Source organism: Flavihumibacter profundi (assembly GCF_020076305.1).
GTDB lineage: Bacteria > Bacteroidota > Bacteroidia > Chitinophagales > Chitinophagaceae > Flavihumibacter > Flavihumibacter profundi.
Window position 1 is genome coordinate 37,629 of sequence record NZ_JAIQXE010000001.1, and the last position, 11,466, is coordinate 49,094.

Annotated in this window: 11 protein-coding genes; 1 reads left to right on the plus strand and 10 read right to left on the minus strand. The window is 41.7% G+C overall.

Annotated features, from left to right (window positions below; all coding sequences use genetic code 11):
• Together LAQ65_RS00140 and LAQ65_RS00145 are read right to left on the minus strand one after the other, a co-directional pair.
• The gene (locus tag LAQ65_RS00140; RefSeq protein ID WP_224114894.1) at positions 1 to 459 is read right to left on the minus strand and encodes a (2Fe-2S)-binding protein; all 459 of its coding nucleotides are present in this window, start codon (positions 457 to 459) and stop codon (positions 1 to 3) included.
• Between the two features lie 406 nt (positions 460 to 865).
• The gene (locus tag LAQ65_RS00145) at positions 866 to 1,309 is read right to left on the minus strand and encodes a DUF2059 domain-containing protein (protein WP_224114895.1); all 444 of its coding nucleotides are present in this window, start codon (positions 1,307 to 1,309) and stop codon (positions 866 to 868) included.
• A 353-nt stretch (positions 1,310 to 1,662) separates the two neighbouring features.
• On the opposite strand from LAQ65_RS00145, the gene LAQ65_RS00150 reads away from it, so the two are divergent.
• Positions 1,663 to 2,778, plus strand: coding sequence for a hypothetical protein (locus LAQ65_RS00150; RefSeq protein ID WP_224114896.1), 1,116 nt, complete (start codon positions 1,663 to 1,665; stop codon positions 2,776 to 2,778).
• Here the strand turns inward: LAQ65_RS00150 and LAQ65_RS00155 are convergent, their stop codons facing one another.
• The 8 genes from LAQ65_RS00155 to LAQ65_RS00190 form a co-directional block, all read right to left on the minus strand.
• A complete protein-coding gene (locus tag LAQ65_RS00155) occupies positions 2,779 to 3,477 on the minus strand; it encodes a hypothetical protein (RefSeq protein ID WP_224114897.1) in 699 nt (232 codons plus the stop codon).
• A 186-nt stretch (positions 3,478 to 3,663) separates the two neighbouring features.
• Positions 3,664 to 5,277, minus strand: a complete 1,614-nt coding sequence (locus tag LAQ65_RS00160; protein WP_224114898.1) for a GMC family oxidoreductase — start codon at positions 5,275 to 5,277, stop codon at positions 3,664 to 3,666.
• A 64-nt stretch (positions 5,278 to 5,341) separates the two neighbouring features.
• A complete protein-coding gene (locus LAQ65_RS00165; RefSeq protein ID WP_224114899.1) occupies positions 5,342 to 5,917 on the minus strand; it encodes a DJ-1/PfpI family protein in 576 nt (191 codons plus the stop codon).
• Between the two features lie 28 nt (positions 5,918 to 5,945).
• Complete coding sequence (locus tag LAQ65_RS00170; protein ID WP_224114900.1) at positions 5,946 to 6,482, minus strand: GNAT family N-acetyltransferase; 537 nt, start codon at positions 6,480 to 6,482, stop codon at positions 5,946 to 5,948.
• 363 nt (positions 6,483 to 6,845) lie between these two features.
• Complete coding sequence (locus LAQ65_RS00175) at positions 6,846 to 8,516, minus strand: hypothetical protein (protein ID WP_224114901.1); 1,671 nt, start codon at positions 8,514 to 8,516, stop codon at positions 6,846 to 6,848.
• A 17-nt stretch (positions 8,517 to 8,533) separates the two neighbouring features.
• Positions 8,534 to 9,280, minus strand: a complete 747-nt coding sequence (locus LAQ65_RS00180; protein ID WP_224114902.1) for a hypothetical protein — start codon at positions 9,278 to 9,280, stop codon at positions 8,534 to 8,536.
• Positions 9,281 to 9,352: 72 nt separating this feature from the next.
• Entirely contained in the window at positions 9,353 to 10,420 is a 1,068-nt protein-coding gene (locus tag LAQ65_RS00185) for an OmpA family protein (protein ID WP_224114903.1), read from the minus strand.
• A complete protein-coding gene (locus LAQ65_RS00190; protein WP_224114904.1) occupies positions 10,417 to 11,466 on the minus strand; it encodes a cytochrome-c peroxidase in 1,050 nt (349 codons plus the stop codon). Before LAQ65_RS00190 ends, LAQ65_RS00185 begins: the two co-directional genes overlap by 4 nt.

Here is an 11,466-nt window from a genome sequence, read left to right on the forward strand (position 1 = left end):
TTATTTTGCTATAGCTTCCAGTATTGCTGCTTTGATCCTGTGGTAGGTTCCGCACCTGCAGAGATTGCCCGACATCGCGGAATTGATCTGTTCTTCTGTTGGCTGCTTATTCGAATTGAGTAAGCCTGCAACAGTCATCATTTGTCCTGGCTGGCAATAGCCGCATTGTGGCACCCCGACTTTCTCCCAGGCTTTTTGTACCGGGTGTGATCCATCTTCACTAAGCCCTTCAATCGTGGTGATCTTTGCATAACCAACTTCCTGGATTTGCAACTGGCAGCTGCGGACAGCCTTGCCATTGAAAAGCACTGTGCATGCGCCACAGCTTCCGACACCACAGCCAAACTTGGTTCCGGTAAGATCGAGTATGTCACGCAACACCCAGAGCAAAGGTGTATCGGGATCCGCAGGTACCCCTTTGTATGGCTTGTTATTGATGTTTAAATTATAGGTAGGCATAAGCATTGGTTAATATGAAGTACAAAGGAGAACTGTCTTAAAGTTATAAAACCTTAAGTAATAAATAGTGTATTTCTAAGGATTACCTGTCGAATTAATAGTTGCATCCTGCTCAAGTTTCTTCAGCTTTTTTTAAGTTTAGATACACGTATGAATAGTATGATTGAGATTATTATGAGTATATTATAACCAAGGTAATATCCTATAAGCTCAGATTGTTCCGCAACTGGTTCAGGCGATTTACCCATTTGGCCTAAATAGCTCAATATTTGCAATACCAAAAGGGAAATAGCAATGATATTGAAAACCTTTATTTTTCGTTGAATGGTCATACAAACAAAATGTTCAATTTATACTAATTTAAATGCCCGCTATTGTTGCCTGGATTCTTATTTTAGAAAGCATGTCATCCGTTTTGTATATAGCCCTTTTGTTTAAGCCTGCTAATAACCCGTTCACTTAATTTCTTGCCCCAATCCTGTCCAACACTAAATGAGTCCTGCGAGATAAGGGGCATATACTCAATAACCTTTTTACCAAGTGGTGATTTGTAAAATTCAATTAATGACAATATCTCCTGTTCGGTATAATATTTGGCATAAATTGGTATAACCAATTCTGTTATTTCTTCTGCTTTAACTTCTTTCATTACTTCATCCCAGAACTCAGCCGGAACATTGGGTAATTGCTTTTTGTAAGCATCAAACATATTACCCATCAACTGAATACCCACCTTTGAGGCTCCGGTAAGATTCAGTAATTCCCTTATGTTTTCATCTTTCTTATTTGATTGGCAAAAACAAGTGGCACTTAATAAAAGTGCAGTGGTTATAATTACAACTTTTTTCATTTTTATAATGGGTTATTGATTTTTAATATTTCTGAATTTTTTGAGTGCCTGGATATGGATTTCATGGAATTTGTTATTTAAGCCTGCGCCTTCGCCAGCTCTGTCACATATAAGCGAAGTTTATTTTGCTTTTAAACATATACATTATTATTCAATTATTTAAACGGGGAAATGCCCTGCTCCAAAAACAATATCGTTTTTACTATAATCGCCAAAGGGAACAAGTAATTCCCGCCTGGGCTGCACCTTCATGATCAAACGCTTTACCATGGCTATTTATATTATTAGCTGTTTATATGATTTTCGTCAGTTTTCGCCTTGTTTGATTTGCCTAATTTGCAGAAGCATAAGTTATGAAAGCCCTGCGTTTCAAAATATTATTCCTGCTTGTTTTAAGTTGTAGTACCGGTTATTTATTTGCCCAGACGATAGAGGAGCAAATGACTAAAAGCCATCCTGATTGCCAGACAATGCTCATGAATGCAATGGATGTACTGCCGAAATTGTACAGGGAAAAATCGCTCGATTCCCTGGACAGGGCTGTTGACCTATGGGAAAGATCATGCTCAGGTATGCCAGAGTTAAGTATTACCCGGATGTTACTTGATATTGAAGAAAGGAAATTCACCTTAGGAAAGGATATTGATGGTTCTACACTTGTATTGTTAAATGATTATGCCAGGTATTTTCCATCTCCCGCCCGGTATGAAGTACCTAAAAATGCATTTTACAGGTTTAGTTCAGCATGGGCATTGCTTTTACTAAAAAACAGGAAGCTGGGTGATAATGAAAAATTTATTTGCAAAGTCCTGAGCGGCGAAATCAGCAATCCCCAGAAAGAAATTGAAATGAACCCCCAGGCTTATCCTGAATTTTCAGCAATGGTAGAAAAAATGTATGAGCGGGAACGAAACCAGCCAAGGACGAATCTAGCTTTAAGCACCGGCGTATGGATTCCTACCGGCCACCTGACAACATTAGGTGTCCATCCTTCTTTTGGTTTACAGGTTGGCATGAGGAATTTGCATCATCAGCTGGATTTAACCTTGCAATTCCGCTATTTGCACAGTGCCAATCCATACGCAGTTAAAGTAAATGGCTACCTTGATTCAACTGATTATTATTTCGGGGGGTACATAGGCCTGGATTATGCTTATTACCTGGTTTCAGAAAAAAGGTATGATTTCGGGCTCATGGCTGGTATGGGGTACGACGGTTTTGATTTTTCCCCGGATCCTTATAATTATTATTATTACGATCCCTACTATAGCAGTAACCTGACCATCGGCTCCTTTAATGCAAATTTGGGATTACGTTTCAATTATTATATCAGCCACCATTTTTATATTGGTCTCCAGGCCCGTTATAACGCTATAAATTACACCACTCATGGTGGTTCAAATCTTAGCGGTGATGCTTTTTCAATAGACCTGATTTTTGGGTCAAATAGTTCCAAGTATTGGAAATGATTAATTACCTGCCCGTCTCAATAAATTTATGCCAATAAAATAGGGCATAACAAATGGAATGGCAGGAATGGATAATGCAAAACCTGCCTGGGCAAATGGTTCGCGACCGAAGGCTGATAATACAATGATTATAAAAGCCGATAAACTCATTATTATATAAATCAGTGATGGTATTTTGCCGAACCAGCCGGTCAATTTAAGTGATGCAGCAAGGGCCGCTATTGCAAGATAGGTTAGTGAAACTTCAACTATTGATATCAAGCCAAAAAAGCTTCTGACGGGCATGAACCATTCAGGCGTCTTATCCGATGTTGATGCGACTAATATCCTGAATGTTTCTGTTAAAAAAAATCCCCAGAATAACATATTAATGATAAAGAGGGGAATTGCAATGATTATAGAAAGGAAGCCCAAAAGGGAATAAAAAAATTCCCCTTTATTTTTTAATCTTTCCCTGACCACAGCAAATCCAAAAGCGATAAAGACTCCGGCAATTACCAGTATAGAATATCTTACCTGTTGTTCAGTAGCTGTCGCTACCCATTCTTTTGCATTTCCAGGAGGTGGGCCGAACCCAAAAAAAATGGAAACAAGTATCCAGGGAATAACCAGGAAAAATGCACCAAAAGCAAGATGCTTCTTTTCAAGGTCATTTTTCCTGATTACATTAAGACCTAGAAACCATGCGGCCGTAACCATCAGGCATACATTTAGAATCCAGCATGGCAAGTAAATTCTATAATTGATGTGACCAATGCCAAAACCTAATATGGCAGTTATAACTGGGACTAATGATAGATATACCAGGCCCAGGTTGCCTTTATAGATTCTTGGTTGCATATATTAGGTTGTTTAGGTGTGAAAGCAGGTTGAAATAAATGTTACCTATCGAAGTAATATATCAGCAGCTTTTTCAGCTATCATAATTACAGCGGCATTTGTATTGCCTGCCACTATAGTCGGCATAATGGATGCATCTGCCACCCTCAATCCTTCTATGCCATGGACCTGCAACTGATCATCCACCACGGACATGGTATCATTACCCATTTTGCAGGTACCAACCGGGTGGTATACCGTTTCTACTGATTTTTTGATATGCTCAATAATACCCGCTTCCGATTGATCCATAGGGGCGGAGATAGAATGCAGATAGGGGCTGAAAGCATTTGCATTCAATACCTCTAATGCCTTTTTTGCCCCGGCTACAAGTGTCTTGAGGTCATCTTCTTCGGAAAGGAAATTAGGTTGAATTAAGGGGGCATCCCCCGGATATGCAGATTTCAGCCCAATATACCCCCTGCTTTTAGGTTTTATAAGCGTGGGCAAAATGGAGAACCCATCTCTTTTTGGATAGGTTGCAGGATTATAAACATCTGCTTTATAGTCATTCCCAACGTGAAGCGGTACAAAATGAAACTGGAGGTTTACGTTTGAGTCGCCATTAATGCCCAAAAAAGCAACAGCTTCAAGCGGACTGCAGGTCAGCACGCCCTTATGACTGACCATATATTTTACTAAATCAGCAACCTGGTTTAATGGTTTTAGATGGTGGTTGAACCCTTCCTGTTGCTTTGAAATACCTGAAACAAAAAAGAAGAGGTGGTCCTGGAGATTCTTACCAACCCCGGGCAATTCCTTTTTAATGGTAATGCCCTGTCTTTTTAATGTTTCGGCATCACCAATACCGGAAAGCATAAGTAATTGCGGTGACTGGAAAGCCCCGGCCGATAATATTATTTCTTTGGATGCATATACTTTCCGGGAATTGTTATTTGAGGTGATATATTCCAAACCTGTTGCCCTGTTGCCATCGATCAGGATTTCCTTTACCATTGCTTTTGTGATGACCGTAAGGTTTGTGCGGTTGAGCACAGGCTTGAGAAAAGCAGTAGCCGTACTATGCCGTTTGCCATTTTTGATGCTAAATTGGAATAAACCGGCGCCTTCCTGTTTTGCTCCGTTATAGTCATTGTTTTCCGGAATGCCGAGCTCAATACAGGCATCTACAAACGCGTGTGCAAAAGGTGTTTGGAAATATTTTGCAAAAGTAATATTTAGCGCGCCATCTTTCCCGTGATAGTCATTGGTAATATCTTCATTGTGTTCAGATTTTTTGAAATAGGGCAACACATCTTTATAGCCCCATCCCTTATTACCCAGTGATTCCCATTCATCGTAATCAGCATGATTGCCCCTGACATAAGCCATGGCGTTAGTTGAACTACATCCACCTAAGGTTTTCCCACGCGGCAGGTAGATTCTCCGGTTATTAATATGGCTCTGGGGTTCTGTTGAGAATCCCCAGTCAACTTCAGACCGGTGCAGGTTTCCATAGGCAGCCGGAATACCAATCTCCATTTTTTTATCCGGTCCGCCGGCTTCAAGCAACAGTACTTTATTTGCGGGATTTTCAGAAAGCCTGTTTGCAAGTACACACCCCGCAGAACCTGCCCCAATGATAATATAGTCAAATCTTTCCCTGTTACTTTCCGCCATGAAATTTATATTTAAAGCAATCCAGGTCTAAGGAACCATTGTTTCACTTTTGCCGGCAGCAATTTTATAGCTCAATTTTTGCCCCCATAATTTTCAGGAACTCCCTGATGAAAGCTGGATGGGCTGGCCATGCAGGAGAAGTAACAAGGTTGCCGTCTACAAATGCCCCATCTACCGGAATTGCCTGGAATTCCCCGCCAGCCAAGATTACTTCCGGACCAACGGCGGGATAAGCAGTTAACTTTCTGCCATTCACAACACCAGCAGCAGTTAAAATTTGTATGCCGTGGCAGATTGCGGCAACAGGCTTATTCGTTGTGAAAAAGTGTTTTACAATTTCAATTACTTTTTCGTTTAACCTCAGGTATTCCGGTGCACGTCCGCCGGCAATTACAAGCCCGGCATATTCGCTGACATTAATATCAGTAAAACTATAATTCAATTTGAAATTGTGCCCTGGTTTTTCAGTATATGTCTGATCACCTTCAAAGTCATGGATGGCTGTTTTAATGATTTCGCCTTTTTTCTTGTCAGGACAAACAGTATGAACAGTGTAACCGACCATTTCAAGCATCTGGAACGGAACCATGGTTTCATAATCTTCTGTAAAATCGCCGGTTAAGAATAATACCTTTTTCATTTTTTAAAGTTTAAAATTTATAAATAGTTTACCTTGGATCATCTTCAACAATTGCATAGTGGTAGTTGTCCATCCATTTGCCCCTGACAGGAAGTATTTTTCTTCTTAAGCCTTCCCGAATCATGCCTGCCTTTTCAAGGACCTTTATTGACCTTGTATTTCCAGTGGCAACGCCAGCCTCCACTTTGTGTAAATGGAAATATTCAAATCCCTGTTTTATTAATGTTTTAGCAGTCTCTGTTGCATATCCCTTGTACCAGTAACCTGGAATTAACTTGTAATAAATTTCCCCCAACCTGAATTTGTCACAGGAAAGTTTCATGCCTGCCAATCCGATAAATTCATTTGTTTCTTTATTAACTATTTTCCAGGTATACGATTTACGGGGAGTTTCAGTTTGCCCTTCAATTAAGGTACGGATAATTTCTTTTGTGTCTTCTATGTTTCCTGGTATTCCAAGTGTATTAAACTCATCAACTTCGGGCAATGAATGGAGTCTATGGATATCCTCCAGGTCATCCCATGAGATTTCAACGAATTTTAATCTTGATGATTCAAGGTCCATAAAATCTTTTTGTTAAGGCCGCTTCCTGCAATACGTTCAGGTCCTCCCTCATTTTAAGTATGAGGCTATTAGGTGAGTATAAATCTAACTGAAATAAGTGGACTATCGCCATCGCCTTTCAGCCAGAATTGGTAATATTCTGGTAACATTAAAGTGGCATTGTAGTGAAATAACTGATACCTCGAACGCCCTGCTGTATTCCCTGGGATCAATGGCGGGAGCAAAGTGGTTATCGTAGATTTCAACTTGCCTTTTGAATTACCTTCATCTTAGGAGAAGTGTTGAACCAGAATGAGGATGTGCCGCATAACTCAATAAATACGATTCATGCTTTTTTGTTTCGGGATTACCTGCAGATAAAAACTACTGGATTACGGGTGGGTGGATAGGCATAGAATGGCCATGCTCTGCATGGTAGATGGCAGTTAATTCATTGAAAGCATTTTTGAGCGTTTCACCTTCCAGCTTTCCTTTTGTTGCAAACATTTCGCGATCGATCAGCGCCCGCAAGTACAGGATCCGCCAACGCCAGGATTTACGTACCCGGGGTGTTAATTTTTGCTCCGCATCTTCGATCAGGCGGAACGCCTCTTTTGCGCTGGTGTTAATATGCTCCCTGTCGTGATTGGATTCAAATATTTCTAATGCTTTGGCAACCTGGTCCACCACATCGGGCGAAAATTCAAACGCTATATATTCCCGCACGATGTCTGCTGTAAAACGTTGTCCATTCCAATAGAGCTGGCTGCAGATGACCTTGTTGATATCCTCATAAATACCTTCAGAATAGGGGAAGCCGCCGGACAGTTTATTTTCAGTTTCATTCCAGAGATGTTGCAGCCGGTCGGTTAAGGGGTTGGCACCATATCCGCCCCAGGGGGCCTGTCCCCACATGCTGATCTCCGGAAAGTTCAGGAGTGGCAAGCCACCCGGTACTCCCTTATCCAGCGGGTAGCGTGGAAAATCTTCGTGTGCATCAGCCATAATATAGTTTACCAAGCCTTTATCTTTTTGCAGGTATTTTGAAAGACCTTCCCATTCCCCGGCCTCCGGCGTATCGAATACCCATGTTGAAAGCACCACCTGTATTCCAGGATATTTGTCACGTGATATTTTTGATAGGTCATTACTCAACTTAGGAAAGCCGCGGGAACCCCATGGCCAGCATTCGCTGCAGCCACAGCCACCCTCATCGTATGGCCAATAGACAATAACATCCAGTCCCACATCCTTGAATTGATCCATGAGTAAGGCCCATTGCCGGGTGAGTGCCGTATGTGCCTCCGGGATAGCCGGGTTTAGATTGACCCCAAAGTCTCCGCGCCGGTGTAATTGATCCGGCACAGGAATATTCAATAGTTCTTTTGGTGTGGATTTAAAACTGCCATTGGCCACCTGGAGGAGCCCTACTTTCATGCCATTGGCTTTGGCAACATGCATGATTGACTTCAGGCGTGTGAGTAATTGCTGTGCAGCAACATCGTCAAATCCTGTGAATTGGAATTCCGGAAAATAAAGAACCAGGTAGTTGACACCCCATAAAGCCAGTTCATCTACATACTGGCTAACTTCATCAATTGGTGCAGCTTCGTAGAAATTACCGAAGTGTGAAGCGAAATACATGCCACGTGCTTTACCTGCAGGTGCTGAGCTGCCACGCCAGGTACCTGGTGTAAATCCACCCTGGTCGAAGCGCGATGACCTGAGGAATTTGCCAATGCCATAAATCAATCCATTTTCATCACTACCTGTAATCCTGATATTTGGTTTCCCGTCACCAGTAATTCTAAACGATTCGGAAGTGGCTGTTGTTTCCGTAACCAATTCAATATTCAGTTCAGCAGTTTTTCCGTCAACAATTTTGGCATCGCAGCGGTTCGTGATTTGATTTGCAAGTACCTGCCTTGCATGCTCCGTAATCATTCCTGCATTTTTTGGCAATGTGATACGAACAGTATGTACCTGGGCAGAAGCCAGCTGCGCCGTAAAAAACAGGGAAAGTACAAGGACAAAATGATTACTGATACTTTTCATAATTCAAGATAGAAGCCTTATTTGAATTTATGATAATTATTGTTCCAGTATTTTTCCAGGAAGTCCCACTTGTCTTCCTTATGGGGAATGAATTTCCGATAAGGAAGTTTTTCGATAATTGTTTCTGTTTGTTCATTGTTACCATTGGTTTTATATATGCCAATCAGCTGTGGATTTTCAAGTACGTTAAAGTCACAACCTTTCCCATACATATGCCCGATTTTACAGGTCCTGAAATTTGTAATCCGGAAGAGGTCACTTCCCCAATTCAGGTCGCTGCATCCTTCACTTTGGTAAGAGTAATAATAAAGTGGATTAGATTTTAGCTGGATAGCGTTTGGATAGTTAATGAAGCCGTCAACGCTTATTAATTTATTTGTCTTCGGGTCAAACAGGTATAGAAAGTAAGTATTGTTTTTACCCGTGTAGGTTAGCAGGATATCCGGATGCCCGTCCTTGTTGAAGTCAGGGAATTCGGGGTTAGCCAGTCCGATGCCGGAAACCGTATCATTTAAAGCGGGAAAAGTACCGGTTGTTGCGGTCAGGCAAACAAGGTTATTATTAATTGGTTTAGCCTGAATATGTAAGGTCTGCTTTCCGGATGTGAATATTGTATCAAGTGAAAGACCTTCGATGGAGTCGTGCAGTTTAATATCAGCTATGGATAGTGTTTCAGTTGGGCGGGTAGTAGGATACTGTTTTGGATTTCTTTGGCAGCCTGCCAGTAAAAGGATTGCCGTTGTTAACAGGAAAGTAAATTTCATGGGGTTGGCGTAAATCTTCATCGAAAAGTGTACCTCTAAATTAGGACTTTAAGAGATATGCCTTGCTCATGGTTACTGTTTGATAAATTCCACCCGCCTGTTTTTTGCTTTATTAACGGCATTATCATTGGGAGCGATGGGCTGGGTTTCGCCCTTTCCATCTGTTTCCATCCTGCTGTTGTCAATGGCAAAACTGCTGTTTAGCATCGTTTTTACAGAAGCTGCACGTCGTTTTGAGAGATCAAGATTGGACACATCATCCCCATCACTATCGGTATGTCCGACGATTTTTATTTTCACCGAAGCATTATCTTTCAGGATCTGTGCAATGTCTTTGAGCGTAGCGTATGATTCAGGTTTTATTTTATCTGAGTTTACGTCAAACTGGATTCCATAAGTGACCAGTTTCCCTTCTGTGAGTAATTTGTTCCTTGTATCAGGAAGACCTGCTGCGATCCTGAAATTGCTGATGATCGGGTTCACCTCATCCGTTGTTTCTATCCTGAAAATGTTATAAGTATATCCCGCAATTAACCCGCGGGGCAGATCAAGTATCTTGTTTTGATTGGCGTACATCCTCAGCCTTTGTTTCTGTGCCCAGAAAGCAATATGGAATTTTTCCCCGATCTTAAACTGGAAAGCACCGCCCCCTTTATCCTTGTACCCGCCATCATTTTCTGAATAGTTGGTCCAGTAAACCTGGTCATATTCCGCTGTTATTTTTGTGCCAGCCTTGCCTGGAATAGCACCACCTTCATTTGGATTGTCCAGGGTGCCGGACACAAGTAAAAAATCAATGCCAAACATATATTCTGAATTGCCGGTAGCCATAGGTACAAAATCAAATTCCACTGTAAAATTGTCCGTAAATTTTTCCGTAGCTTCTGGAATAAAAAAGCCGCCCTTACTCAATTGTAACCACCTGCCCGGGTATTTGGCAATGGTAACAATTTCCCCGCTTGACGAGGTGTTCCAGGAGGGTGGGAAGTCGCCGATGTTTGCTGACGTGAAATCGTCATAAAAAATAATTTTCTCACCCGGGATAAAATCAAACTTTGAAACTACAGCATTTTCATCCTGTGCATGGATTTGTGTTGTCAATAGCACCAGGGCAGGTATAAGGAAACGAATAGTTTTCATTTTTTTTCTAGTTGGGGTGGAAATGTTTTTGCATCTGCATTCACATCACCGGAAAGTGCATCCAGGAAGGAAACGATTTGTTTTACTTCTTCGGTTGATAAATTTTTATTTAGCTGGGCTTTGCCCATAATGATCACTGCAGAATCTAAAGAGGCTATGCTGCCATCATGGAAATATGGATATGTGCCGGCAACATTGCGCAATCCGGCAACTTTAAATTTATCTTTATCTTCTTTTTTGCTGGATACTTTTTTAAGGCCCTCATCTTCAGTTTTGCTCCTGGTTAGTGTTCGGTAATCAGTTACCACGCCAAATCGTTGAAGTGATCCGCCGCCAATTCCCACGCCGTTGTGGCAAGCAATGCATCCCGATGAAATGAAAACATTCATCCCGGCTTTTTCTTCAGCTGTAATCGCATTTTTGTCGCCGTTCATATATTTATCAAACCTTGAAGGTGTAAGCAGCGTGCGTTCAAAAGCCCCAATTGCTTTTTGCAGGTTGCCATATGTAATGGGTTTGTCCTCGCCGGGGAAAGCTTCTTTAAACATATCCTGGTACAGCTTAACTCCGCTGAGGCGGTCAACCAAAAATCCTTTGTGTGGAATAGCCATTTCAACAGGATTTAAAATTGGCATGCCAGCCTGCTCTTCCACATCCTTGGCACGGCCATCCCAGAATTGCATGTTGTGCAGTGCTGCATTAAAGACAGTAGGTGAATTACGGGTGCCGGGTTTGCCTGCATCCCCTGGTGAAACTGCTTTGTTATCCACGCCAGCCGTATTGAGGTTATGGCATGAGTTGCAACTGATATTTCCCGCTTTGGAAAGCCGTGTGTCATAGTAGAGCAGCTTGCCCAGCTTAACTTTCGGCTCAGTGATTGCATTTTCCTTATTTTCTGCAACAGCAGGAAGGGATTTGAAAATATTACGGGCGGTAATAAGTGTTGAGTCTTCTGCCTCTACGGGAACTGCTGCATTTTGTTCATGTTCTTTCTTGCCGGGTTGATTGCATGAAAGTAAAGCAGCCAACATTAATAATGCTAACAT